Here is a 25,406-nt window from a genome sequence, read left to right as displayed (position 1 = left end):
CTCTCCTCTTCTTATTAAAATATCGTCTTTATTTCGTCTTCATCCATTAAATTTCAGCCCTCAAGACTTCTTCACCTGTCGTAATTGCTCCCAATTTCACAGGCAGAACCTGCTTGTAATCTGCTGTATTCGTAACGACCATCGCCGTTGTAATGTCATATTCCTTGGCAATTTGGTCAAGTTCAAACGTGAGTAACTTGTCCCCGGCCTGTACACGTGCTCCCGTAGCGACATGGGCTTCAAAATACTGACCTCGCAGTTTCACAGTGTTAATCCCCACATGGATCAGAAGCTCCATTCCGTTATCACTGCGGACTACGATCGCGTGTTTCGTTTTGAACACATTCATGATGGTACCTGTAACTGGTGACACCAGTTCGCCAACCGTTGGAACAAATGCTACACCTTTACCCATCAATTCATCGCCAAACGTGGGATCATTGACTTCTTTGAGTGCGATCGCTTGACCCGTCATCGGTGCAATGGCTACCGCATCACTTGTTGGTGTTGGAGCACCCATATCGTCCACATCCACGGTTGCCACATTGCTGGAAGGTGCTGCCGCTGGTGCCGCAGAAGTTCCTGGTGAGAATTGAGCCAACGCCTCGGCATCGCCCTCTTCTTCCTTGATCCCGAACACAGTAGACATAATTGCACCCACAACAAAGGCAAGAATCATACCGCCAAAGGAGTACCAGAAGGTTTGTCCAATCAGGGATGGCAGACCCGGAAGACCACCGTTACCTGCAAGCACATAAGCTTTGGCTCCAAAAGCAAGAGCGAATCCGCCACCTACTGCACTACCAATCATCGCAGCGGCAAACGGTTTTTTATATTTCATGTTTACGCCGTACATTGCTGGCTCGGTTACACCCATCAGAGCTGTAAAGCTGGTGGACAATGCAACGGTTTTGAGCTTTTTGTCTTTTGCACGGAAGAATACACCTAACGTCGCTCCAGCCTGTCCCATATTGGAGATGAACGTCAGTGGCAAGAATTTATCGAAGCCCAGTGTAGCAATATTACTGAGGATGATCGGTACGAGCGCATAGTGCATACCTGTCATAATAATGAGCGCCATCGCGCCGCCAAGAACAATACCTGCAATCAATCCGCCTTCATTCAACAGCCAGTTAATACCGCCAGACAAGCCACTACCTACAAATGTTCCCAGAGGACCAATCGCAATTAGTGTTACCGGAACCATAACAAGCAAGGTAATCAGTGGCACAAGCAGCAGCTTCAATGCTGCCGGAATAACGCGGTCAACCCATTTCTCAACAAAGGACATCAACCATACGGCAAGCAAAATCGGAATAACAGATGAGGCATAGCTGACAGCCGTTACCGGGATGCCAATAAACGCAACCGATTCACCGCTGGATAACAGTGCGCCCATATCGGGATACATCAGCGCAGTACTTAGCGCAATGGCTACAAACGGATTACTGCCGAATTTACGAGCGGCACTGACAGCGATCAGCAATGGAAGGAAGTAGAATACGCCATCCCCAATAGCGGAAAGGATACGGTACGTGTCAGTACCTGCTGACATCCACTCCAGGGATACGAATAATGCAAGCAATCCTTTAAGCATACCCGCAGCTGTAATCGCTGGCAGCATGGGTGCGAAGACACCCGCAATCGTCTCAAAAATATTAAGAATTACATTTTTATTTTTTTCCGGTTTGGCCTGTTTATTTTCTGAACTTTGCTGTATTGCCGGATGTTCTTTCACCATCGCATCAAATACTTTGGACACGTCATTCCCGATAATCACCTGGAATTGATCTCCTGAGATATTCGTACCCATGACTTTATCCAGTTTTTTGAGTGAACTATTATCTACTTTATCGTTATTTTTCAGATCAAATCTCAGTCGTGTGACGCAATGATATACCGAGTTGATATTGTTTGTTCCCCCAACGGCTTTGATGATTTCCTGTGCCGTTTCCTGATGTTTCATGATCGTTTCCTCCTCATTTTTCCAATAAAAAATACCCGAACAAATAGCCACGTCTTCTACGTGTCATTCATTCGGGTATTGCCTGATTGAACAGTAACAAGCCCATTTGATATTTACTTAGGTTCTGGTTCATGTGCTGATAGTTCATTGCTCACGCTTCGGTTTCATTAACCGCTCCAAATGAAGGGTCAGATACAACTGTTCCGAATGCGTCATATCATATTGATAGTTCTTATGGATAAAAGTCTCAATCTTGCCGATACATTTGAAGGTTTCGGGATAGTTTTTCCGTACGACCTCGTATAAATACTCCTCCGCATCGTCATGTGACGAGTGAGTAATTACCCGTTGGCAGAAATACTTCAAATGAGTAATGAAACGGAAATAGTTGACGCTATCTTCATCCAATTCGACATTGAAGTGATATTTGATAATGTTCATGATCTCCTGAAGCAGCTGCATCAAATGAGTAACATCGTTCATGGAATCATTAACTTCCGCATTGATGAAATGCAGTGCTATGTTGCATATTTCATCCTTCGGAAACTCCACATCCAGTCTTTCCTTCAGCAAGGTGAGCGCTTCCCTGGCCACGTCATACTCGGCCTTGTAGAAATGCTGCACTTCCCAGGAGAGCGGATTGCGTGTAATCATTCCCTTTTCCAGACGCTGGACAGCAAAATGAATGTGATCCGACAGTGAGACATAAATCCCGTCACTGATCGTTTTGTTCAATTGCGTACGTGCCAATGTCACAATATCATCTGTCGCCTGCAGAATTTCAATCGGCACTTCCGTGACGATGGACTTGAACTTCTCATAGATCGATGCATCCTGAAGCCGGAATACCTTCTCAATCCGTTCTTCATCAATCTCATCGCCCGCCTTGAACTTAAATCCGATACCCCGGCCGAGGATCAGTAGTTCCTGTTTCTTGTCATCCACGGTACTGACAATATTGTTATTAAATATCTGTTTAATAATCATTATGGACCCACCTGTTTTTTTTGAGGATTAAAAAAGGGCAAAACCAAAATAGAAATAATAAAATCATTTCCATAGTGGTTTTGCCCGCATTACCGGTAACAAGCCTCGGATCTAATTTATCATAACCTGAAAACGGTGTCAACCCAAAATGCTACCACTGATCTTCCACTTCATTCCCTCAATTGAGTCATTTCCCTATGATTCCACGTTTAAGTGTGCATATGTTTTAATATTCACATTTGGGAGCAGATTCAAACGAAACATTCCCAACGACTCATCGCTTGAATCCAATGAGATTATAACTAAAGTAATTGGTATCACAATTGGATCAATGCTTACAGGAGTTACAGCTTATGCAGCATCAGGAACGCCAATAAAAGCTTTACTGCAGAAAGTAAATATTTATGTAGACGGAACAAAGAAGTCGACCACTAATGCAATAACCTATAACAACACTACATATGTACCAGTTAGAAGTATAAGTTCTGCACTCGGTGAGAACGTAGCTTTGAAGTCAAACAATGTGTATATCGGCAAACAACCACAAATTAAATTAACCGGGGATCAAGCGTTTGAACTGTTATATAAAAAAATTAAAAAAGAAATCGAAATGTATAGTCTAACTGTTGGAGAGGAACCAAAAGACGGAGATTATTATGTAATGCGTTCATACTCTGACAGAGAAACACATGAAATAACTTATGGCCTTTACTATATACATATGTACACAGGGGAAGTCTACGAATGGAACTTCAAATCCAAGAAAATGGTTAAACTATAGTTATTGAAAGGCCCTTCTTTCGAAGGGCCTTTCATTATTGTTGGAACGTCACATTAATCTGTACAATCTCCGAACGACTGCTTGTGCGAATTGGAGGTCCCCAGAAGCCAAATCCTGAGGTTACGATGGAGTGCATAGACCCTTTTTGCAAATAACCCCAATCATTCTCGTAGATGGCCTTAGTAATAAACTGAGCGGGTGCGATCTGACCACGATGGGTGTGACCAGACACAACCAAATCTACATGATTTTGCTCCGCAATATCCAAATCATAAGGCTGGTGATCCATCATGAGCACTGGCTTGCTCAAATCGGTATCCTGCATCAATGTCGCTACTTCTGCACGATCCTTCTCTGTCCGGTCTTTCCGTCCAATCAGCGTAATCTTATCGTCTAATGTAATTTTATCATCATACAGAACTTGCATATTGCTCTTCTCCAGAGCTGCAATCAGATCCTCGATCGGACCATTATACTTGTCGTGATTGCCCAGTGAGGCGTATACTCCGTAAGGGGCCTGAATACTGCTGATAATTTCCGCAATTCCACTCTTGAGATACATATCTAGGTTGTCATCGATAATATCACCAGGATAGAGAACCAGATCCGGCTTCAGTGCGTTAATTTCTTCCACCATGCGTTTAGCGTGAGCAGGACCGGACAGCAGGCCAAAGTGCATATCCGCAGCCATAACAATGTTGAGGCTGTCGACACCTTCCACTTTTTTATCAATCTGAATGCTGTATTGTCTTACGACTGGACTATAGGCGTTATAGAGACCATAGCCCAACGTGGACAACAACAGCACGAGAGTGACCACACCTGCCCATTTATGAGCGTAATGTCTTGGAATACGGGTTAGTCTAAGTAACCATAGCGTTAGATGAACCACTGGCAGAATTAATAACAGCAAAGAAAAGATTGCAAGCCAGTAAGAACCAATAACACTCAGAAAAGAAACACTTCCAAACAACCTCGCCAGTATGAACGAAATTGCAAGAAATACAAGCGCAACGATGTAAAACCAACGAAATCTTGCAGATACAACCGGCTTCATCCAGTTCCATCCGCTCCGTCCTATGTAAAACACTAATAAACCATACACAACCAAAAACAAGATGCCAGCAAGTACGAACATGCTTCCGTTAACCTCCACGTCAATAAGTTGATTGCTGAATTTTCTCTTAACCAAATTCTAGTCCATCTGAACAAGTATAACGTAGTTAAAGCGGTGAGGACATCTGTTTCCATTCCTCAGATGCGTACATTTTATTACAATTTGGAACACTTAAATTTCAATCATTATTTAGACGATACGCCTACCATAGCCTGTCATCTGCATAAAAAAGCATTCCTGCGTCCGCTCATGACTGACTAACATCATGAACAAGCACAGGAATGCTGAATGATCTCGAATTACATATTACTCGTTGGTGTCCATCCATTGGAAGTGGAATGAACCTTCTTTGTCCACACGTTTGAATGTGTGAGCACCAAAGTAGTCACGTTGTGCTTGCAACAGGTTTGCAGGCAAACGCTCAGTGCGGTAGCTGTCATAATAAGACAACGCGCTGGAGAATCCAGGAACCGGAATTCCTTGCGTTACCGCAGCTGCAACAACTTCACGCCATGCACCTTGGTAGGATTCAACAATGTTTTGGAAGTATGGGTCCAGAAGCAGGTTTTTCAGTGCTGCATCTTTGTCATACGCTTCTTTGATGTTTTGCAGGAACTGCGAACGAATGATGCAGCCACCGCGGAAGATCATGGCGATGTTGCCGTATTTCAGATCCCAGCCGTATTCGTCTGAAGCTGCACGCATTTGAGCAAAACCTTGTGCGTAAGATACGATTTTACTTGCGAACAGCGCTTTGCGCACATTCTCGATGAACGCTTTTTTGTCGCCAGAGAATGCCTCAACCGCAGGTCCATTCAAGATTTTGCTTGCTGCCACGCGTTCGTCTTTCATTGCAGACAGGAAGCGAGAGAATACGGATTCTGTGATCATGGACAATGGTACGCCGAGATCCAGCGCGCTTTGGCTTGTCCATTTACCTGTTCCTTTTTGTCCAGCTGCATCCAGAATGACATCAACCATTGGTTTGCCGGTTTCTGGATCGTATTTGGAGAAGATGTCTGCCGTGATTTCAATCAGGTAACTATCCAGCTCGCCTTGGTTCCATTCGGAGAAGATGGCATGCAATTCTTCAACGGAAACATTCAGCACGGATTTGAGCAAATGATACGCTTCTCCGATCAGCTGCATATCACCGTATTCGATACCATTGTGCACCATTTTCACGTAGTGTCCAGCACCGTCTGGTCCAATATATGTGCTGCAAGCATCGTCGCCAACTTTAGCGGAGATCGCTGTCAGGATCGGTTCTACCAACTGATAAGCACTTTCTTGTCCGCCTGGCATGATTGCCGGGCCTTTAAGTGCGCCTTCTTCACCACCGGATACACCAGCACCAATGAAGCGGAAACCTTTGGCTTCCAGATCTTTGCTGCGGCGTTGGGTGTCAGGGAAGTATGCGTTCCCTCCATCAATGATGATGTCGCCTTCGTCCAAGTGTGGCAGCAGTTGTTCAATGGTAGCGTCCGTTGCTTTACCCGCTTGAACCATGATCAGGATTTTGCGTGGGGATTCCAGGGAAGCTACGAACTCTTCAATCGAGAACGCGCCTGCCAGGTTTTTGCCTTCGGCTTCTTTGAGAAGATCATTCGTTTTCTCCGGGGAACGGTTAAATACCGATACCGAGAATCCTTTGCTTTCAATATTAAGGGCAAGGTTTTTACCCATTACTGCAAGTCCGATGACACCGATCTGTTGTTTACTCATTATGTCCTCCCAATACTCTTTATATATAGTAGGTTAAAATTCGAGATCAACAATCTTATTACTGAACTGTTTTTTTCCAGTCTGCTGCGAATTTCTCCATGCCTTGATCTGTCAGTGGGTGTTTGGAGATTTGTTCAATGACGGAGAATGGAACAGTAGCGATATGTGCTCCTGCCATTGCTACACGTGTAACGTGGTCCGGATGTCTTACAGAAGCCGCAATGATCTGTGCATCCAGGTTATGTGTACGGAACAGCTCAGCAACTTTGGCAACCAATTGCACGCCATCTTCGGAGATGTCATCAAGACGTCCCAGGAACGGGGATACATATGTTGCACCTGCACGAGCAGCAAGCAGCGCCTGGTTCACTGTGAAGATCAACGTTACGTTGGTTTTCACACCTTTTTTGGTCAGGTAACGGCAAGCTTCAAGTCCTGCAAGTGTCATTGGCAGCTTGATTGTGATGTTTTTGTCGTTGTTATTGATTTTGATCAGTTCGTCTGCTTGAGCAATCATCTCTTCAGCCGTGATTGCATCTGGTGTTACTTCTGCAGATACGGATTCAACTTCAGGTACCTCACGCAAAATTTCTTCAATACGATCTTCAAATTTCACGCCTTCTTTGGCTACCAATGACGGGTTTGTTGTTACACCGGACAGTACACCGATTTTGTATGCTTTTTTGATGTCTACCAAGTTTGCTGTATCGATGAAAAATTTCATATTCAATTACCTCCAAGGGATATGTTTTTTTTGTTTTTTTATGTTACAGATTTGCATTAACAGCCAGAGGAACTTCAATATCATCTTCAGCCAGCTGATCGGCAGGTTGGTCAAACCACCAGTGGTGCCCTTCCGCAGCGAGCATCGCATCCGACTCTGCTGGTCCATAACTTCCAGCCGGGTACAGATGAAGTGGGAGCAAATTCTCCTGGAATGCATCCAGAATAGGTTGTACCCAAGCCCAAGACAGTTCTACTTCATCCCAATGGGCAAAGAACGTTGGATCGCCATGCAATGCGTCATGAATTAAGTTCTCATAAGCCTCAGCCAGGTCCTCACGATCTGGTGACAGATCGATATGAACAGGTTTGAACTCCCCTTTGTTTTGAGGGTCGCTTGCATTCAGCTGCAGCGTCATGCTCTGATCAGGACTCATCTCAATCACAAGCAGGTTCGGTTTGGAACCGTTAACCACGTTAGCCTGTCCGGATGGTTCCTTGAATTCGATAACAATGCGAGTTGATTTCTCCTTCATTCGTTTGCCGGTACGGATATAGAAAGGTACTCCGCGCCAGAAGAAGTCATCAATCTGCAATTTGGCAGCAATAAAAGTATCATTCATCGTATTCTCGGCAACACCCGGTTCAGCTGCATATCCGTTAACGGATTTGCCTTGAATGTTTCCTTCAGCATACTGTCCGCGAATGACGCTTGCACCCACGTTTTGCTTTTGCAGTGGCTGGATCGATTCCATGATGTGTTTTTTCTTCAAACCGACTTTTTCCGAGGTGCTGTTATATGGAAGCTGGATCGCCATCATCATAAGCAATTGCAGCATATGATTTTGGAACATGTCACGCACAGCGCCTACATGATCATAATAGGATGCCCGTTCTTCCACGCCAACAGTCTCATTAGCGGTGATCTGCACATTGGAGATATAACGGTTGTTCCACAACGCCTTCATGATCGGATTGCTCTGATGCAAGGTTTCAAGACGTTGTACCATTGGTTTGCCCAAATAGTGGTCAATCCGATAAATTTCCTCTTCGGTGAACGCTTCGCTTAATTTGCGATTCAGGTCACGAGCTGATTGTAGATCATGTCCAAATGGCTTTTCGATCACAAGGCGTTTCCAGCCCTCAGTTGATCCAAGTCCACTACCCTGAATGTTCTCTGCAATGGGTTCGAAGAATTCTGGCCCAACCGAAAGGTAGAACAGACGATTGGATGGAATGCCAAGTTCAGCCTCTCTTTGTTCCACTAAATTTAACAGCTCTATATAATCTTCCTTATGGCTTATATTCAATACACTGTAACGGAAAGCCTGTACGAATGATTTTACAACTTCAGGATCAGCAGGGCGTCTGGAAAATTCATTTAATGATTTTTCCACTTGTGCCTGAAAGAATTCATCAGACCATTCTCTGCGTCCCAAGCCAATCAGCGAGAAGGATGCCGGAAGTTTTTGCTCAATGTATAAATTATATAAGGCTGGATATATTTTTCTTTTGGCTAAATCGCCAGTCGCACCAAATAAAATAATGCTCGTTGGTTCCATCTCACTATTCTCCTTCCAAGTAACTCTGGTTTCTTTGCTGTAGTTACACTATAATACGTTTCATAGCCATACAAGTAATTAATATATTTCACAGGAGCTATAGACGATATCTATGACAACAAATTATGAATTATATAAGGTATTCTATTGGGCTGCCAAAACAGGCAGTTTGACCCAAGCCGCCAAAGCGCTATATATTACTCAACCAAGTGTCAGTCATGCCATTAAACAGTTGGAAGAAAGCTTTGGCCTCACGTTGTTTTACCGAAATTCCAAGGGGGTTGCGTTAACACAGGAAGGTGTAAGTCTGTATTCCTATATTGAACAATCCCAGATTCTGATCTCTCTGGCCGAGGAGAAAATGGCTGCTTTGAAGAATTTAGACAACGGGGAACTAAGGATTGGTGGCAGTGATTCGCTGTTCAAGCATTACATGCTGTCCTATCTGGAAGAATTTCATGTGCTTTACCCTAACATCAAGCTGCATCTAAGTCATGGGACAACGCCGGAAGTCATTACATTTCTTAAAGAAGGCAAAATTGATCTGGGTGTTGTGCGGATGCCCATTGTCGATCCCCAACTTGAGGTCAGGGAAAGTATCCAGCTCAAAGACTGCTTTGTCGCGGGCGAACGTTATGCCCAACTGAAGGATAAAGTTATGACATTAGAAATGCTGCTGGAACATCAACTGATTCTTTTCTCCAGAAACAGCCGGGTTCGGATGGCAATTACGGAGCTGTTCAACAGCTATGGCTACACACTCAAACCTGAAATTGAGGTCGGCAGTGTGGATTTGTTAATCGAGTTTGCTCGGAGGGGATTGGGCATATCGTATGTTACCCGTGAATTTATTTCCAAAGAGCTGGAAGAAGGCTCTCTCTTTGAAATTCAGCTGGATGTTGCCCTGCCCCCTTCACATGTGGGCATCATGACAAAGCGTAATATGCCAATTTCCCTGGCAGCCAACCGGTTTATGGATCTCATTTTCAAGGCAGATTAAGATTCATTAGTCTACAGGTCTACAAAAAAAAGTGCCTCGTCATTCCAAAAGGATGATGAAGCACTTTTTTATATTCATTTTCCAAGTAAACAACTAACCAATTCTTATCTTAAATCAAGTTCTCTCAATCTGCTCTCAATTCTCTCAGGAATCATAGCAAACAGTTGCTGCCAGGACATGAATAGACTTGGCTCAAGCAAAAACTCTTCAAACTCCATAGAGGGAACAAACGCCTTAGTCTGCAGGAAACTACGCACGCTGGCATCAATCTCTTCATTGGTCTGGAAATAACCTTTGAACATCTCGTTCACGAGCAGGCCGTCACAACCCGCATTGGCGCCTGCTGCACTATACAAATCCGGCAACAGTTCAAACACTACAGGGATCGGAGAAAAAGCATGTTTACCTGGCTGCGAGTATAGACACACATGGCGTCCAACCACATTCACTCGATCCTTCAGCAATCCCCGAAGTACTCTGCCATGGAAGCTGGCTTCACAATCCACGACTTCACCGTCATGGCCCACATATATCCACACATGCTCCATTTCGTACAAGTGCCCAATTTCATAATCCCACCAAATCGAAAATTCAATCACATATTGGACTGCCTCAACCGGAAAATGAATTTCCCGCTGGAATGACGGTGAAGGTCCTGATTGATCCAGAATGGAAACGCCTACATAATCCGGGTAAAAGGGTTCATTTCGATCAAACATCAATACTGGTGCATAACTCATCGCGGTTTCCAGCATTTCTTGCTCAGTCATGGTCATGGATCGTCCCTCCACATTCTTTGAGTGCTACTACTGTAACAAACCAATGTTATGCCTATCTTAACAGAGAATTCGGAATGTGTTAATTGGAACGAAACTTAAGCCCGTAATCGGAAAATTTTCCGATCACGGGCCTGAAATCGTTCATTTGATAGGAGAACGAGATAACGTTACCCCTTTGAGTTTTTGGATGATTTGGAAGCTTTGATCGCCTGATCGGAAACAGAATCTACACATCCAATCGGAGGTCCCAAAATAGCGTCATTTTTGATGGATGCCACTGCCGTCCTGTAAGCCTCCTCATCAATACAGTACGCACGATGGGCAACTTCAGGCGGTGTTGCAGCCAGGAAGTCAGCCCCCAGCACAATGTCCGGTGTAGGTTGATCAAAAATCGTCAACAAGTGCACATCATCGGTCTCCGCCACAAACCAGTGAAACCATCCTTGTGGGAATATCGAAACCTGACCTGGCTTCAAGTGATAACTTATCCGCTCCCGCTTAAACGGATCGTAGACAGAGGTGGTAATTTCCCCGTTAATCAGAACGACCATCTCGGTCACATTTGTATGCCAGTGTGGCTGAACAATAATACCTTTGCTCATGTGTACATTGAAGAATCCATTTTTGATCGTAGGCAGCTGCGGTCCAAACAACTGGGTAATATAATTGCGCGAATCACGCTGATAATTCAACACCGCTGTCGAATCGGCCGCCAGTTGAACGTTCGGGGATTGTAGAATCGGATTAGTCATACCGCTGTTTCCTCCTTATAGGCATACATCTCATTGTTGTACTGTATGCGCTAATTAGCGGAGATAATACCGGGGACACGGTTCCATCGCAATTTTTATCCGATCGGGTATCTGCCGCCTGCGGCAAATCCTTTGGGAGTTATCCGTTCAATCTCAGCCAATTCATCATTGGTAAAAGAAACCTGTAAGGCACCAAGATTCTCGTGGACTCTCTCCAAACTGCGAGTACCTGGAATCGGAACGATATGTTCCCCCTTTTCGAGTAACCAGGCGAGTGCGAGCTGAGAAGCAGTGCATCCTTTTTGCATAGCCAGCTCTTGGATCATGTGCACTACCTCCAGATTTTTCTCGAAATTCTCACCCTGGAAACGTGGATAATGACGACGATAATCGTCCTCTTGCAGGTCGTCTATCGATCGGATCTGACCTGTTAGGAAGCCGCGCCCCAATGGACTGTAGGGTACAAGTCCAATGTTCAACTCGCCAAGCAAAGGCAATATCTCATCCTCAAGCTCACGACACCACAATGAATACTCTGTTTGGAGTGCTGTGATGGGATGAACGGCATTCGCACGACGAATTGTCTCTGCAGATGCTTCCGACAGACCTATATAACGGATCTTACCCTGCTGTACCTGGCTCTTTCTTGTTAATTTACGTATACATTAGTGAATAAATATTTAATAATTGCATTATCAATCCTTAGTTATATTTGATCGAAAAGTTCTGTGAGCTTCTTACTCGGGTCAGCTAGAAATTCAGGGATCGTACATATATTTCCAATCTCCTGATGTTCAATATCTGCGTAGCCAATCATTTTTTTGCTTGGATTCCAGACGATCAGGATATGGGAGTACTGATCCACGTTAGAGGATATGCGCAGTAGTTTCTGTCTGCCCAGCTTCATCTCTACGGTATCGATCAGATGGAAGAATTCGATGTATCCCACGCTGGACGAATTGTCTGGCAAGTCGATTCTTCGCGGACCTTCCGATAGAAAACGGATTAATGCATTAGGCAGCTTGTACGATTTGAGTACATGCAATTTATTGCTCAGATTGTGAAAGTCTTGCGGCTCATGAGCTTTCAAATACTCTGCCATTTCCGCATTCTTCTGACTAATCGCAATCGTGTATGCTCGTTCTCCGTCCTTCTCCTGAATGGTCACATCCGCCCCCTGTTCCACCAGAAATTGAACCATCTTCATATTGTTGTTGCGAGCTGCTACCGTAAGCGGTGTTGCCTTATATGGATACACCATATCGGACTCGTTGTAATTGATGTCCACGCCCTCGTCCAGCAAATACTGGACCATCTTCATATCGTGATTCGAAACGGCCTTTCGTAACGTTTTTCCACCATATTTTTGAATATCCAGTCCGAGGCCCTTCAGCACTGCCATATTCTTTTTGTTACCGTAATAGGCTTCATCATACGCATTTGACTTCACCTTGCTCAAACCGTTCAATTTGGCACCCTTCTGATGCAAATATGAGATGATCTCTTCCCCGCCATATCTGACCGCCTTTAGGATCGCTGGATTATCCTTTACATTCAAGTTTACTCCATTATCCACCAAAAGCTTGACGACTGCCTGTTGATTGGTGATTAGGGCAATATCCAATGGCGTCAATGCTATGTATTTGCTGAGCGTAATCTCTTTTTCGAGATCCATGCCCTGTTTAATGAATTCTTCTACAGCAATAACATCTCCCTTATAAATCGCCATGGCGTGATCAGGCAACGTTTCAAACGTACCTTGGTTTCCGATTTTGAACAAAGCTATAACCTCCCACTGGTTAAATATCTACACGACTAAAAGCCCCTGATGCTCATTATTATTAGTATACCTGCTATCCTTTTGATTTGTACAAACCTCTACCAAAATCATGATTCCAGTCCTAAAGCCTTTCAAACAAACCATCCCCGAAACATAAAGTTCCGGGGCCGATATCATCCTTTAAACTACATCACATCAACTCAATTAATCATGCGCTAAATTCGTTGGGTCTGTTGACACAACATCACTCCCCTTCTCTAACCCCTTAATGGATTTAAGTTGAGAAGTGATGGCTGCAATAACGATTACAAATACCCCTGCAATAATAAACAACAGCGCAATGCCTCTTCCTGGGCCAACGCCGATATATGATCCTACGGTCGAAGCGAGTGATCCACCTTCCACCAACATCGGGTTAAAGACACGGTCCGCCAAAAATCCTGCGAGACTATAGGACACAATAAAACCTAATTGCGATAAAATGCCAATGATGCCCCACACCCTGCCTTGTTTCTCGTTGGATATGTTATTACGCACTAATACATCTGCACTCATGTTGACAAAAGGCAGTGAGGCCAAAAACAGGAAGCCTGCAAAGATAATGAAATAAATATTGGTGGAAAATCCCAAGAGGGAGAATGATAGTCCGGACATAACCAGACCCAGAACAAGTATTTTTGAATATTTTTTACTTAGAATGAACATGCCAATACATAAACTACTGATCAGCATACCGATCGCGCTCACAGATTGGAACGTTCCAAGCGTCCTTGAATCCGAGAACGATAAGATCATAGGACCAATGAGCGTCTCAAGAAATCCCAAATAAAATGTGATAATTGAAATAATGATAACAAGCAGAAGCACGCCTTTATTCGTAGTGACTTCAATCCAGCCTTCGTTAAGCTCAGCAAGCCAGGGTTTCCTCTCAGCATTACTTCGCTCTGCTTTAATGCTTTTGCGGATAACAAGTACCGCCAGGATCGCAACCAGATACGTTAACATATTAATGATCAGAATGACTTCAATGGTTGTTATACTGAGCAGAATGCCCGCTATAATGGGCGAAAATAAAAACTTGGATGATTCGGCCAGCTGCATCAGGCCACTACCCTTTGAATATTGATCTTTATCGAGCAAATCGGTGGCTGAAGCCTTATAGGCTGGACTTTGAATAGCCGAGAACATGGAACTGAAAGTGACGCCAACATAGAGATACCATAGTTCAATATTTCCGATCAGGATCATGACCCAGATAAAAACGAGACCAGCGGCAGAACCAAGATCACCTATGACCATCATCATACGTCGGTCAAAACGATCTGCAAGGACTCCACCTATAGGCCGCAACAAGATATTAGGCAAAAAGGTAAACAGTGTAATCAGCGCCACAGCTGTCGCCATATGGGTTTTCTCAAATGCGTACACCCCAAGGGAGAATGCCGTCATTCCGATCCCAATTGTAGATATGAGCTGTCCGAACCATACCAACAGAAATTTGCCAAATGACCTGTTCTCCATCTGTTTCATTGGATAAACCCCTCTCCAATTAACCGTGTTAGAACCCGTGATCCGTTAGCCACTTACCCAAGCTGCTCTCTCTCGCTTTAAGGTCATGCTGTTTGTTAAACTTGCCCATGTTGCGATCTGCCACCAGTTTACCGTCTATCATGAATAAAACCCGTTCAGATCGAGCTGCGACTTTGACGTCATGAGTAACGATTAATATAGTTGTTCCAGAAGCATTAATGTCTAAGAGAATATCCATAATTTCATTGGTTGAACGTGAATTCAGTGCCCCTGTGGGTTCGTCACCAAACAGAATATCAGGCTGATTGATCAATGCCCTACAGATAGCAATCCGTTGCAATTGTCCACCCGATGCTTGAGTGATATTGTGGTTGGCCAGTTCATTAATCCCCATTTTTTTCATTAAATTGTGTGCTCGTGTATTAATGGAATCCCTACTGCTTTTTTTGGCCTGATAAGCAGACAGAATGATATTGTCGAGTAGATTCAGATTTTTCAACAGATGGATGTTCTGAAATATAAATCCCATCTTGTTCAAGCGAAGCTGTGCCAATTCTTTCTCCGATAGATCCGAAATTTTCTTTCCACCAAAATAAACACTTCCGCTACTTACTTGATCCATGCCGCTGACATTGTATAGCAAGGTTGATTTTCCTGATCCCGACGGGCCCATAATGCAGACAAATTCGCCCTTCTTCAATTGAAAATTAATATCCTTCAAAATAGGATGTTTCTCACGCTCACCAGTACTGTACGATTTGTTCACGTTTTTGGCTTCCAGGATCGTAGTCATGGTCATCCCCCTATTCGACAATCATTTTGGAAATGCTGGATTCTTTGATAGATTGAATACTGATAAGAGCGGTACAGACAATACTTGCTGCCAGCAGCAGCGGACAAAGTACGTACGCTTGTAACGGGTCAATGACAAAGACCATATGGGACGCTCCGAAAGAAGCCATTATTGTACTGATCAGCCACTCGCCTGCCGTATTGGATAATATGGTTCCTACAAGGACCCCTACACCCAAAACAATAAGGGACATCGATACATATTTGAATTTAATAGTGGAGATGGCAAATCCCAAACTTCTGAAAACCGCGATATCACCGCTATCCTTTGTGACGAGCATTTTCAAGAATAATGAAGTGATCAGGATAGTAACCAATACTGCCACAATAAACGCCAACACCGTAACCAACTTAAGCTGATGAATTGTTCCTCCAAGCGTTTGATATAAGTAACCTTTTAAATCAGTCACCTTTGCAGGTGAGAACGCCTGCTCATATTCCGCAATTTTATCTGAGATTTTACTACCGTCATCTTTTAAATCAAGACTTACGACATACCAGAGCACACGATCTTTGTTATAAGGCAGCCGTGCTTTTGCAGTCTTTCCACCATTGGTCACATCCTGATATACACCACTGACGGTCATTGTTTTTTCCTGTCCATTTACGATTAGTACCAAGGTATCTCCCTTCTTCTTCTCCATGTCACTACTGTTCGCATCAGACAAAGCAATTTCATTTTCATTTTTCGGTGCCGCGCCGTTTACGTAAGACAAAGGAAAAACATCAAAGTCACCTGTCTCTACGCTTAAATGATCGTAGCTACCTTCACTGTTCAACACTTTGAATTGGCTTGTGACAAGAGGTGAGTATCGAAGTACGTTCTTATCCTTTTGAACATAATCAATTAATTCAGCGTAACGCTGTTCGATATCTTCAGAGTGCCTTAGATCAATACGCATATCACTTTGACCTACACCCATGTAAGAAATGAAGCTAGGAGCTTGTAACGTATGGAGGAAATTTATAGGTACGATCATAATAAATGAACTTATAATAAATACAAACAACAGCAAACGGAACATTTTCATTCGTTGGATGACTTCTCTTAAACCCAGAAAAACTGGAACCGATAACCACCGATTTTGGGACAAGTTTAGTGTGTTTTGACTTATTTTTGTCTCACCCATACTGCCCGAACGTAATGCTTTAACGACTGAAATGTGATTAAAACGTCGAAGTACACGGTTGCAGAAAAATACAACGATGGCAAAAATGAAGACAGCAGCAAACAAGGTTATGCCGTAGTGCAACCATGTTTTGGGAGCTTCCCCCATATAGAGCATCATATTGGACATGAACAAACGGTTAACCCATAGTGATGCAAGAAAGCCAGCGATGGAGCCCAATCCTGCCATAACAACATATTTGCTCAAGTAGAGTTTCTTAATATCATTCTCGGATATGCCAATAGCTTTCATGACGCTAATCTCTCGATAATCTTCTTCAATGGTGGCGAGCATGGTGAAACGAATGCAGAGTACAGCGATCACAATCAAGATCAAACTGACCAGAATGACTACAGCTGCGACTACCCCATCAGTCAATGCATTCAACAACTGAAACAGATTGTAGTTCACCACAGGACCAGCGTTTGGCAAACTCGTATTTTGATAGGCTTGGGTAAAGTCGCTGATCATCTTGGAATCTCTAAGACGAAATTCAATCAGATACTCCGACTCTCCCGTATTTTGCTTCAAGGTTTGGAATTCAGCCTGACTGATGACAAAACGTTTGGAGTGAATGATCGATGGATTCATTTGAGCATCACGTACAAATTCCACGATCTTGTATGTTCTGCTGAAAGAACCATCTTTAATATGAATACGGTCACCAATGCTCAATTTCTTCTGCTGCAAGTAATAAACGGGAACCGCAATTTCTCCATCATTCACCCGCACAATCTCACTATCCAGATTCAGCAGAAAATCAAAATCCTGATTTTGTACAACAAAATCAAGATCCATAATGCTGTTTTTCTCCGCCTCCGCTCCAAAAAACAAATGAGCACCGTCTATATTAATCATTTCTACGATCTGGTGTTTATCTACCATCTCATTGGCCTGTGCCCATTCATTCACCTTCATTTTATCCAATTTACCTGCATGCATTTGCACAACATGAGGTGTCTTGGATTCTGTAAATAAATAGTGAATTGAACTTGTTAACTCCATAATCATTCGTGTACCTGAAGAAACAAGTAAAGCCGCCAGTAAAATAAAAACAAATAGAGCGATGTTGATTCCTTTTTTCCTCATAAGATCATTTTTCAACATACGTAATAGCATGAATAACCACTAGCTCCTTTGTATGGAACACTACTTTGGAATAATCAGGTACACTTTATGTAATTACGTTTACCGATATGTCAAACCCTATGGACCAAAGCTCATGTTCCTCATTTCCTGTAAAATAACCCCATTTATTTTGTATCCCGATTGTATCAATAAATATGAACTACAGAATCAGTCTGCGGTCCAGTTCTTACTAATCCCGAAGTCTGATGAGAATGAATTGAGAACTTATTTATTCATATGCTAAGATAATGATCCAAACCTTTTCTAATGAACACTCAATTTATGGGATAATTCCCCAATAAGAAAGGAAACTATGAATCCTTCATCCATACCATCCATGTTGCATCAAATCATCCCGCCACTGGATCTGCGCAGTTGTTTAGTTAGCATGCGTGGTGAGATCATATACGAGCACTACCGCAATCAAGAAGCAGGCACCCATATTGCCAAAATCAATTCATGTACCAAAAGTGTGCTGTCCGCACTCATCTGTATTGCGATGGATCACGGATGGCTGCCCGAAGCGTCTACTCCAATCTCCACCTTTTTCCCGCAACTGGTGTCAGATCCTGACCCACGTAAATCGGAGATTACGTTAGAGCAGTTATTAACCATGACGGCCGGATTTAACTGGGACGAATTCGGAGGACAGAATTCTTTTCCGCGTATGACTCGTACAGATCACTGGGTGAATTTTGCGTTGGAGCAGCGCTTAAGTCATGTACCAGGTACATATATGGAATACAATTCAGGGGTATCACAGATACTGTCTGCCATCCTCATGCAAAGTACAGGTATATCCGTAGCCGAGTTTGCGGAACGTTATCTGTTTGGCCCCTTGGGAATCCAACAGTACGAATGGGAAAGCGACCCACAGGGTGTACATACCGGGGGTTTTGGCTTAAAGCTGTTGCCGGAGGATTTGCTGAAATTCGGACAACTGTTTTTGCAGCAGGGCATGTGGAACGGGCAGTCGATGATTTCGAGTGATCATGTTAGCCGCTCTACAAAACCTGCCATTACGGTTACTCCACCCAATCATGGTAGTTACGCTTGGCATTGGTGGGTGGATGCTTATACTAACGAAACTGCAGAAGCTAAGTTTACAGAACAGCCCACTTCCATACTTCACTATTATTACGCCCGTGGATTTGGCGGACAATTTGTATATATCGTCCCGGCTTTGGAACTCGTTGTCGTGCTCACCAATGACAAACGAAAGAAGGAAAAACCTCCGCTGGATGTATTCCCCAAACAGATTGCACCTCAATTGGCGAAACTCTTATAAAACTTCTCTTTGAGTTGTGAAACATACAAAATAACCCCATAGCTTACCCGGCATTCACCGGTAACTATAGGGTTATTCAATTACTTTTTAACATCAATCCTCAGCTAAGGTCTCACCAAAGCCTCTTCCACAGCCTTTGTTATGTGATAAGGACCAGAATCTTTGTTGGAGAGAACAACAACCTGCACGTTGTGATCTGGATATACAGAAGACATGAACGACACACCAGGATCGAAACCCATCACATGATATTTAAATAACTCTCCCCCTCTCCGATCAATCCAGATCCCCTGCCCATAATAGGTTTCATCATCCTCATGGACATATGGCGTGATTAACTTTGCTGTTGTTTCTTTACCCAACAGTTCATTTCTGAATAACGCATTCCAAAAACGAATCATATCCGGCGCTGTTGTATAAGCTCCACCATCAGCCCCACCCTTAACAGGAATGGAAAAAATGTTACTTGTCCACGAGTCGTCCTCCTGATCCATATATCCGATCGCAGTATTACGGGGAAGACGATCTGTCTCAAAATAACCCGAATCCGACATGCCGCACTTTTTGAAAATATATTGTTCTACATAATCCGTAAACGACTGCCCCGTGTGCTCTTCAACAATGAGGCCCAATACGATAAATGCAGCATTATTATAATGGAACCGTTCACCCGGAGCAGATTTCATGGGCTGATGCTGAAACATCGACAGAAAATCATTCAATTTGCGCATTGAATAGACGGGCCGTTCCTTCCACAACTCAGCGAAATCCTCCATCACTTCTTCATCAAAATAGTCCGGGATACCTGAGGTGTGTGTTAACAGCTGCTGAATTGTGACTCCTTGATCCCATAAAGGAAACTTAATGCTCAAGACATCTGCCAATCTGGAATCATACGATATTTTTCCTTGTTCAATCAATTGGCATATACTCACTGCCGTAAAAATTTTGCATCCAGATGCAATGCCAAACCGTGTATCTGGCTGATTCAAACGTTCATCACTTCGATTGGCATATGCACGAGTTGTACTTAATAGGGTATGCTCGTTTTGTTTTATCAAAACTACGCCCGAAAAATCAACATTCTCCATCACTTCTGTTATTCTGCGTGTCAGATCCGTTATACGCTTCATTTATCGTTCACCTAACTTCTTCTAATAATTTCCATGCTCAGATGCTATTCAATCACGTTATTATCCAATTTAAACGTCCATTACCGCAAGCCTTGCAGATCCGCCTCGGAACTTCCCAGCTCCGCCTTCCTACGATGTGTATTTATTAAATAATAAAGCGTTGCGTAGATCGTAAGTATAAACGTGCCAAAGAACATACAGAAAGCCAGCGATGGACGACTTACACTCTCATGCATAAGTTCAACCAGCGTCTCGCGATTGGTTAAGGCATCCCAGCTGTTCAAACGATATACACGTCCTAGCAGAACACCGTAACTCCCCAGTGCACAACCCCCTAGCACAAAGATCCATGAAAACCATCGTCCCAGTTTGTGATGGATCACTTCCTGAAGCTGATACATCGAAAGGAAACCTAGCAATAATCCCGTCCAAACGAACATCAAGACCACAATTAAGTCATACCAGTACTTGTAATCCAATCCATTGGCTCCGCCATAATAGCGGGAACTGCGTGCAGTCAGATGAACAAGATCCGTTACAATGTAGGAAGAGTTTGGGAAGAACAATAACCAGAGCAGTCCGCTTGCAACGGCAAACCATGATGCCCCTTTCCATTTAACATGGCTAAAACCATAGGCCACATATGAGAATACAAAAGGAATCCAGCCCAAAAACAAATTCCAGATAAGGAAGCGAAAATAGCGCTGATCCAGCCAATCCGCAGCCGCGTAATACAAACCTAGGGTCACCACTGTGACCACACTAAGGAAAATAAATATTTTGATATAATTCAGTTTTCTCAATGATATTTACCTCACTTGATCCAATGAAATACATTCAGTTCCGAAAATAACGGATAATCTCTTCCTTGTTCTTTTCCACACGCAGATTCAGTCCACGTTTATCCTTCAACCCATATTGCTGTAGTTCATGTCCTGAATCAAGCACCAACGGATTCGTTACTACATCTTCCAACAAGTTCATTGTCAGTTGATAGGTTTCACGCAACTTATCCACCCGAATAATCGATTCATATCGCTTGATCAACTCAATCAGATGTTCCGCATACACTAGACGCACCACACTGTCCGCACTCGTCAGTTGTCTTGATGCGAATGCTGTGACTGCAGCAATAATAAGAGGATTTGCATGATATCTGGCAATCGACGTAAGCTCATCAACCGCGTCCCAGTTCATGATGGATAATTCAGAGGTTAACTGACCTATTCTTTCTTCCATCCATGTCTGCTCCAGCTCTTGCGGCACATCCCATTGCTTATATTCTGTATAAACACCACCACGATGCATCTGAACAGCGCTCCCATAATGTTTAACGAATAACGCTTTGGGAACACTCCAGTCGGTTTCCATCCAACCACCACCATACCTGTCTCTATTTTTCGCTTATAACCATCACACATTACATAAATTTACTGTTGAAGATCATAATAGGATCATACCATTTCCCAAAGGAGAATCAAATTCACAATGAATCCAAATTCAATGCAGCCTCCTAACCGAATGCAACCTGCTAACAAACCAAATTCAGACTTCACACTCCACTTGAACCATGGGGGGCATGAAATGTTTGATATGCATGAAATTTTGTCAGGAGCCATCAATGTATTGGATCAATACATGATCTTCAGAACGTTTGTACAAGATACCGAACTTCTTAATATTCTTGATCGTCAGTACAACTTCATGTTATCTCAATACAATCTGACTGCAGAATGTTTTTCAACTGGACATAAGCCTCATCAGGAGACAGCAACTTACATGATCCCAAATATCGTTCCGCCTGTATATGGCCTCAAACCGTCCGCACCAAAAAAGCCAAATCAATCCCTCACCGATGTCAAAGATGCTGGAATCAGCGGTCATATGCTGGGGTTAATTAAGTCTCACGCCTCTTTGCTGGCTATGTCTGCACCTGAAATTACGAATGGAGCCGTACGCCGGGTCATCGCGTCGCAGGTTCAACAGTTTATCGAGATGGCTTACGAAATTTTTATGTATCAAAATCAACACGCCTATTATCAAGTGCCTCAGCTAAATGCAAATGATACTACACAGATGCTTCAGGCATACGTTCCAGCAAATGGAGCCCCTCAGATGCCACAGAACAATAAACCACCTCTGCATTAATCTAATATAAGCCTGATCAACAAAGAACAGTATCTTCAACCCACTCAAGGTTGAAAGATGCTGTTCTTTGTTATTTCCAGAATCATCTCATGTGTGCAACATATCTTGAATAACACATTCTATTTTTAAGTAATTCAATCTTGATTCGATTACCAGAAACTGGTTTAATCAGAATGTGGTCACAACTACTCATTATGTAACATGGGAGGTTTTTGAATGCGGTTGAATCCATCGATTAAACTTGGTTTTCTAGCCATTACATTAAGCTTTACCGCCATCTGTGCAACTCTGATAACATCCCAAACTACACTGGCTGCACCTGTCCCAGCTTCCAAAGCCGTATATCATCAATTTCAAATGTATTCAAAAAATGCAGTGAAATCCACGCCCAGCCTGGTTCAGGCACGTAAATATCTATTGAATCATATCGATGAAGTCGGGCCTTGGCAGGCCACCTTGATGACCCTTCAACTGGAGAATTTGCAAAAGATCAGACTGGCTGACTTGGATCAAAAAATGTATACGGAACTGTTTCAAAACGTTATCTATGAAGCCCATACCAACATAGGTTATGAACAAAAGCTTACATATAGCAGTCTGCTCAAAGTGATTAAAGATCCGACGGTTCGCAAGCTCTTGCAGGAAGCTTCCGATCTGGGATTCAAACTGGAAACCAGTGAAGGTCTATACTATCCCATCATCAATTATGAGGTGTACAAAAAGTTTCAGCCCTACGTGAAACCTGACATTATTGCTTATATTGATATTATGGCAGCGGAATCCAACCAGGCCACGACTTCCGATGCGGCCTTTATCATAACCTGGGATGAACTCATCCGGCGTACTCTAGAGAAGGAAGCTTTCCTGAATAACTTTCCAAGCTCAAATCGTGCGTCAGCAGTCAAGAATTCACTGTACGTTGGATACCTGTTTTATGGAAGCGATAACTCTCCCGCCTATGACTGGTACACGGAAGAAGAAATTCGTACTCTCGATCCAGAAGTGAAAAAAGCATATGAAAAGGCTGTGGCAAATAGGAAGCCTAACACGAAGAGTGTACTTCTGGATACAGTGGATAAGATTTTGCATCTTCTCGATAAGAGTAACGACGAACTTACCCCAGAAATCAAAGAAATCACTGACCACGTTGAGAGCCTGTTTGCCAATGATTAATAAATAATAACCGGTCCAAAATGGATGTTGTTAGTTCACAATAAAATTAACTACAGTTTCGAACCTAAAAAAGAAGCGGTACTCCTCTTTACAGGATGTGCCGCTTTAGCATGCCTTGAGCGCTTCTTATTCCATTCAGAAAAGTATTATCTCGATACCGATGTAAGTTTGTCTGGATTCACAACGAGATAGACCCCCTCAATTCGCTCTCCAAGAGTGTCCAGTTCCAAACACAGAACTTCAGACAACTGTCCGTTTTCCAGTAACGCAAAGTGCTGCTCTCCGTTGATCAATGTGGGCACCCACTCTCGTTCTCGCAATCGGGTAAGCACTCGGCGAGAGGTCAACAAAGCGAGCACACCTTTACGAACTCTCATCGTTCTCATGACCGTATGCACACGTCCACCACCATCTGCCGTAAAAACGGGTTGTTCGGCAAGCAGCTCAAGCATCTCGGAGACATCATAATTTAGAAAAGCGGTTGTAAAACGAGCCAGCAATTGCTCTTTTGCAGCAAAATCCGCAGAACTCTGTTCCACCAGCGGAAGTCTATCGGGAAGCTTGCGTCTGGCCCGACTAAAGATCTGACGACAGTTGCTCTCCGATTTGCCCAGCCAATCCGCTATTTCCGTATATTCATACCGGAAAGCCTCACGAAGTACAAAAACGGCACGCTCTATCGGGGAAAGCTGTTCCAGCATAACCAGATAAGCATAGGAGATCATCTCCTTCTGCTGCACGGTTTCTTCCGGAATGTTTCCCATTTCGCCATAACTCATCGGCTCCGGAAGCCATTCTCCAACATAACTTTCCCTTTGATTGCGGGCAGAGTTTAGCAGATTCAGACTCCGGTTTACGATTAGTTTAGCAATATAGGACTTGGCATTACGGATATCATCAAGAGACTTGCTCTGAAGCTCTGCAAAACAATCCTGCACAATATCTTCAGCTTCCACAACACTGCCAAGCATGCGGTAAGCAATGGAAAAGGCATAGGCTTTGTAACGAATATACAATTCACCAACTTCCAGAGAAGACACTTCCGGCTCATTGGTGAGGGGATTGAATTTCATGAGAATGGCCTCCTCTGGCAGATGGTCGAATGTTTACTTATTAAAGCAGCCTGGATACATCCCTGTTGTAATGGCAATCCGGTTCCAGCTATTAATCGTGTTGATCGCCATAATCAGATCCACCACTTCGGCCTCACTGAAATATTCTCTAACTTTTTCATACAATTCAAGTGGTACCCCTTGTTTCGAGATAAGTGTTACGGCCTCAGCCAGCTCCAGCATAACACGTTCCTTTTCCGTAAACAAAGGCACCTCGCGCCACACGCTCAGCAGCAAAATGTGATCGGCATAATCTCCAAGCTTCAAGAGATCCTTGGCATGCATATCAAGACAGAACGCACAACCATTGATTTGGGATACTCGGATTTTCAGCAGCTCATATAACGGTTTGTCTTCAAACTGACCTGAAATGTGCTGCTCCAATGCCATCATTGCTTTGAAAGCACCCTGGTTAGCCACTCTATAATTCACTCTTAAACTCATTGCATTCGCCTCCGTATTTTGGTCTACAACCTTAAGACAAACCAAGGCTCACATTTGTGACATTTATCTATAAAAAAATTTCTAACGCATATTCAGACACAGATTTAGCTTGAAAACGTTATAAGTTTATTAATCTGCGTGGAGCTTGCCCGACATGAATATAGTTCACCTAAGGCGTTATGTATAAACAGGGTTTTCAGTATTTATGTTAGCTGTTTGATGTGTTGTTTGTAATTTTGAACAAATAATTCTTATAC

Annotated in this window: 22 protein-coding genes and 1 pseudogene; 5 read left to right on the top strand and 18 right to left on the bottom strand. The window is 43.3% G+C overall.

Features of this window, described 5'->3' with window-relative positions:
- Nucleotides 1–46: 46 nt before the first annotated feature.
- Both DC345_RS04340 and licT read right to left on the bottom strand, forming a co-directional pair.
- Nucleotides 47–1,966, bottom strand: a complete 1,920-nt coding sequence (locus DC345_RS04340; protein ID WP_113052053.1) for a beta-glucoside-specific PTS transporter subunit IIABC — start codon at nt 1,964–1,966, stop codon at nt 47–49.
- A 144-nt stretch (nt 1,967–2,110) separates the two neighbouring features.
- Nucleotides 2,111–2,953 carry a BglG family transcription antiterminator LicT gene (gene licT / locus DC345_RS04335; RefSeq protein ID WP_113052052.1) on the bottom strand — a complete coding sequence of 281 codons (843 nt, stop codon included), beginning with the start codon at nt 2,951–2,953 and terminating at the stop codon, nt 2,111–2,113.
- Between the two features lie 148 nt (nt 2,954–3,101).
- Here licT and DC345_RS04330 point away from each other — a divergent pair, with 148 nt between their 5' ends.
- A complete protein-coding gene (locus DC345_RS04330; RefSeq protein WP_113052051.1) occupies nt 3,102–3,734 on the top strand; it encodes a stalk domain-containing protein in 633 nt (210 codons plus the stop codon).
- A gap of 34 nt (nt 3,735–3,768) precedes the next feature.
- Here DC345_RS04330 and DC345_RS04325 read toward each other — a convergent pair whose 3' ends face one another.
- The 4 genes from DC345_RS04325 to zwf form a co-directional block, all read right to left on the bottom strand.
- The gene (locus tag DC345_RS04325; protein ID WP_113052050.1) at nt 3,769–4,872 is read right to left on the bottom strand and encodes a metallophosphoesterase; all 1,104 of its coding nucleotides are present in this window, start codon (nt 4,870–4,872) and stop codon (nt 3,769–3,771) included.
- Between the two features lie 285 nt (nt 4,873–5,157).
- The gene (gndA, locus tag DC345_RS04320) at nt 5,158–6,576 is read right to left on the bottom strand and encodes an NADP-dependent phosphogluconate dehydrogenase (protein ID WP_113052049.1); all 1,419 of its coding nucleotides are present in this window, start codon (nt 6,574–6,576) and stop codon (nt 5,158–5,160) included.
- A 58-nt stretch (nt 6,577–6,634) separates the two neighbouring features.
- The gene (fsa, locus tag DC345_RS04315) at nt 6,635–7,300 is read right to left on the bottom strand and encodes a fructose-6-phosphate aldolase (protein ID WP_063563123.1); all 666 of its coding nucleotides are present in this window, start codon (nt 7,298–7,300) and stop codon (nt 6,635–6,637) included.
- Between the two features lie 43 nt (nt 7,301–7,343).
- Entirely contained in the window at nt 7,344–8,861 is a 1,518-nt protein-coding gene (gene zwf / locus DC345_RS04310) for a glucose-6-phosphate dehydrogenase (protein WP_113052048.1), read from the bottom strand.
- Nucleotides 8,862–8,973: 112 nt separating this feature from the next.
- Between zwf and DC345_RS04305 the strand changes: the two genes are divergently transcribed.
- Nucleotides 8,974–9,861 (top strand): LysR family transcriptional regulator, encoded by an 888-nt coding sequence (locus DC345_RS04305; RefSeq protein ID WP_113052047.1) that lies wholly within the window; start codon nt 8,974–8,976, stop codon nt 9,859–9,861.
- Nucleotides 9,862–9,965: 104 nt separating this feature from the next.
- On the opposite strand, the gene DC345_RS04300 is transcribed toward DC345_RS04305, so the two are convergent.
- The 7 genes and pseudogenes from DC345_RS04300 to DC345_RS04270 form a co-directional block, all read right to left on the bottom strand.
- Nucleotides 9,966–10,637 (bottom strand): hypothetical protein, encoded by a 672-nt coding sequence (locus tag DC345_RS04300; RefSeq protein ID WP_113052046.1) that lies wholly within the window; start codon nt 10,635–10,637, stop codon nt 9,966–9,968.
- Between the two features lie 170 nt (nt 10,638–10,807).
- A complete protein-coding gene (locus tag DC345_RS04295) occupies nt 10,808–11,392 on the bottom strand; it encodes a cupin domain-containing protein (protein WP_113052045.1) in 585 nt (194 codons plus the stop codon).
- 95 nt (nt 11,393–11,487) lie between these two features.
- A pseudogene (locus DC345_RS04290) lies at nt 11,488–12,027 on the bottom strand (aldo/keto reductase); the annotation flags it as partial.
- Nucleotides 12,028–12,098: 71 nt separating this feature from the next.
- Nucleotides 12,099–13,172, bottom strand: a complete 1,074-nt coding sequence (locus tag DC345_RS04285) for an ankyrin repeat domain-containing protein (RefSeq protein WP_113052043.1) — start codon at nt 13,170–13,172, stop codon at nt 12,099–12,101.
- 204 nt (nt 13,173–13,376) lie between these two features.
- On the bottom strand, nt 13,377–14,702 hold the full coding sequence (locus tag DC345_RS04280) for an MFS transporter (RefSeq protein WP_258530552.1): 1,326 nt from the start codon (nt 14,700–14,702) through the stop codon (nt 13,377–13,379).
- A gap of 28 nt (nt 14,703–14,730) precedes the next feature.
- The gene (locus DC345_RS04275) at nt 14,731–15,495 is read right to left on the bottom strand and encodes an ABC transporter ATP-binding protein (RefSeq protein WP_113052042.1); all 765 of its coding nucleotides are present in this window, start codon (nt 15,493–15,495) and stop codon (nt 14,731–14,733) included.
- Nucleotides 15,496–15,505: 10 nt separating this feature from the next.
- On the bottom strand, nt 15,506–17,812 hold the full coding sequence (locus tag DC345_RS04270; RefSeq protein WP_258530551.1) for an ABC transporter permease: 2,307 nt from the start codon (nt 17,810–17,812) through the stop codon (nt 15,506–15,508).
- A gap of 376 nt (nt 17,813–18,188) precedes the next feature.
- Between DC345_RS04270 and DC345_RS04265 the strand changes: the two genes are divergently transcribed.
- Nucleotides 18,189–19,139 (top strand): serine hydrolase domain-containing protein, encoded by a 951-nt coding sequence (locus DC345_RS04265; RefSeq protein WP_397333629.1) that lies wholly within the window; start codon nt 18,189–18,191, stop codon nt 19,137–19,139.
- 104 nt (nt 19,140–19,243) lie between these two features.
- Here DC345_RS04265 and DC345_RS04260 read toward each other — a convergent pair whose 3' ends face one another.
- From DC345_RS04260 to DC345_RS04250, 3 genes are all read right to left on the bottom strand, one after another.
- On the bottom strand, nt 19,244–20,272 hold the full coding sequence (locus DC345_RS04260) for a serine hydrolase domain-containing protein (RefSeq protein WP_113052039.1): 1,029 nt from the start codon (nt 20,270–20,272) through the stop codon (nt 19,244–19,246).
- Between the two features lie 80 nt (nt 20,273–20,352).
- Nucleotides 20,353–21,075 carry a DUF1361 domain-containing protein gene (locus tag DC345_RS04255; RefSeq protein WP_113052038.1) on the bottom strand — a complete coding sequence of 241 codons (723 nt, stop codon included), beginning with the start codon at nt 21,073–21,075 and terminating at the stop codon, nt 20,353–20,355.
- 34 nt (nt 21,076–21,109) lie between these two features.
- Nucleotides 21,110–21,643 (bottom strand): hypothetical protein, encoded by a 534-nt coding sequence (locus DC345_RS04250; protein WP_113052037.1) that lies wholly within the window; start codon nt 21,641–21,643, stop codon nt 21,110–21,112.
- A 150-nt stretch (nt 21,644–21,793) separates the two neighbouring features.
- Here DC345_RS04250 and DC345_RS04245 point away from each other — a divergent pair, with 150 nt between their 5' ends.
- Nucleotides 21,794–22,420, top strand: a complete 627-nt coding sequence (locus DC345_RS04245; protein WP_258530563.1) for a spore coat protein — start codon at nt 21,794–21,796, stop codon at nt 22,418–22,420.
- Between the two features lie 216 nt (nt 22,421–22,636).
- Nucleotides 22,637–23,593 carry a hypothetical protein gene (locus tag DC345_RS04240; protein WP_113052035.1) on the top strand — a complete coding sequence of 319 codons (957 nt, stop codon included), beginning with the start codon at nt 22,637–22,639 and terminating at the stop codon, nt 23,591–23,593.
- A 146-nt stretch (nt 23,594–23,739) separates the two neighbouring features.
- Here the strand turns inward: DC345_RS04240 and DC345_RS04235 are convergent, their stop codons facing one another.
- Together DC345_RS04235 and DC345_RS04230 are read right to left on the bottom strand one after the other, a co-directional pair.
- Entirely contained in the window at nt 23,740–24,666 is a 927-nt protein-coding gene (locus tag DC345_RS04235; protein WP_113052034.1) for a sigma-70 family RNA polymerase sigma factor, read from the bottom strand.
- A gap of 33 nt (nt 24,667–24,699) precedes the next feature.
- On the bottom strand, nt 24,700–25,149 hold the full coding sequence (locus tag DC345_RS04230; protein ID WP_113052033.1) for a carboxymuconolactone decarboxylase family protein: 450 nt from the start codon (nt 25,147–25,149) through the stop codon (nt 24,700–24,702).
- Nucleotides 25,150–25,406 lie beyond the last annotated feature (257 nt).

This window comes from Paenibacillus taichungensis (genome assembly GCF_003287275.1).
Classification (GTDB): Bacteria; Bacillota; Bacilli; order Paenibacillales; family Paenibacillaceae; genus Paenibacillus; species Paenibacillus taichungensis_A.
Note: the sequence above shows the minus strand (reverse complement) of the source record. Positions and strands in the feature narration are given on the sequence as shown.

Bases quoted from the DNA above. Each gene is read 5' to 3' on its own strand.
- DC345_RS04340 (WP_113052053.1), bottom strand. From the start codon at position 1,966: ATGAAACATCAGGAAACGGCACAGGAAATCATCAAAGCCGTTGGGGGA.
- licT (WP_113052052.1), bottom strand. From the start codon at position 2,953: ATGATTATTAAACAGATATTTAATAACAATATTGTCAGTACCGTGGAT.
- DC345_RS04330 (WP_113052051.1), top strand. From the start codon at position 3,102: ATGCTACCACTGATCTTCCACTTCATTCCCTCAATTGAGTCATTTCCC.
- DC345_RS04325 (WP_113052050.1), bottom strand. From the start codon at position 4,872: ATGTTCGTACTTGCTGGCATCTTGTTTTTGGTTGTGTATGGTTTATTA.
- gndA (WP_113052049.1), bottom strand. From the start codon at position 6,576: ATGAGTAAACAACAGATCGGTGTCATCGGACTTGCAGTAATGGGTAAA.
- fsa (WP_063563123.1), bottom strand. From the start codon at position 7,300: ATGAAATTTTTCATCGATACAGCAAACTTGGTAGACATCAAAAAAGCA.
- zwf (WP_113052048.1), bottom strand. From the start codon at position 8,861: ATGGAACCAACGAGCATTATTTTATTTGGTGCGACTGGCGATTTAGCC.
- DC345_RS04305 (WP_113052047.1), top strand. From the start codon at position 8,974: ATGACAACAAATTATGAATTATATAAGGTATTCTATTGGGCTGCCAAA.
- DC345_RS04300 (WP_113052046.1), bottom strand. From the start codon at position 10,637: ATGACCATGACTGAGCAAGAAATGCTGGAAACCGCGATGAGTTATGCA.
- DC345_RS04295 (WP_113052045.1), bottom strand. From the start codon at position 11,392: ATGACTAATCCGATTCTACAATCCCCGAACGTTCAACTGGCGGCCGAT.
- DC345_RS04280 (WP_258530552.1), bottom strand. From the start codon at position 14,702: ATGAAACAGATGGAGAACAGGTCATTTGGCAAATTTCTGTTGGTATGG.
- DC345_RS04275 (WP_113052042.1), bottom strand. From the start codon at position 15,495: ATGACTACGATCCTGGAAGCCAAAAACGTGAACAAATCGTACAGTACT.
- DC345_RS04270 (WP_258530551.1), bottom strand. From the start codon at position 17,812: ATGAGGAAAAAAGGAATCAACATCGCTCTATTTGTTTTTATTTTACTG.
- DC345_RS04265 (WP_397333629.1), top strand. From the start codon at position 18,189: ATGTTGCATCAAATCATCCCGCCACTGGATCTGCGCAGTTGTTTAGTT.
- DC345_RS04260 (WP_113052039.1), bottom strand. From the start codon at position 20,272: ATGAAGCGTATAACGGATCTGACACGCAGAATAACAGAAGTGATGGAG.
- DC345_RS04250 (WP_113052037.1), bottom strand. From the start codon at position 21,643: ATGGAAACCGACTGGAGTGTTCCCAAAGCGTTATTCGTTAAACATTAT.
- DC345_RS04245 (WP_258530563.1), top strand. From the start codon at position 21,794: ATGCAACCTGCTAACAAACCAAATTCAGACTTCACACTCCACTTGAAC.
- DC345_RS04240 (WP_113052035.1), top strand. From the start codon at position 22,637: ATGCGGTTGAATCCATCGATTAAACTTGGTTTTCTAGCCATTACATTA.
- DC345_RS04235 (WP_113052034.1), bottom strand. From the start codon at position 24,666: ATGAAATTCAATCCCCTCACCAATGAGCCGGAAGTGTCTTCTCTGGAA.
- DC345_RS04230 (WP_113052033.1), bottom strand. From the start codon at position 25,149: ATGAGTTTAAGAGTGAATTATAGAGTGGCTAACCAGGGTGCTTTCAAA.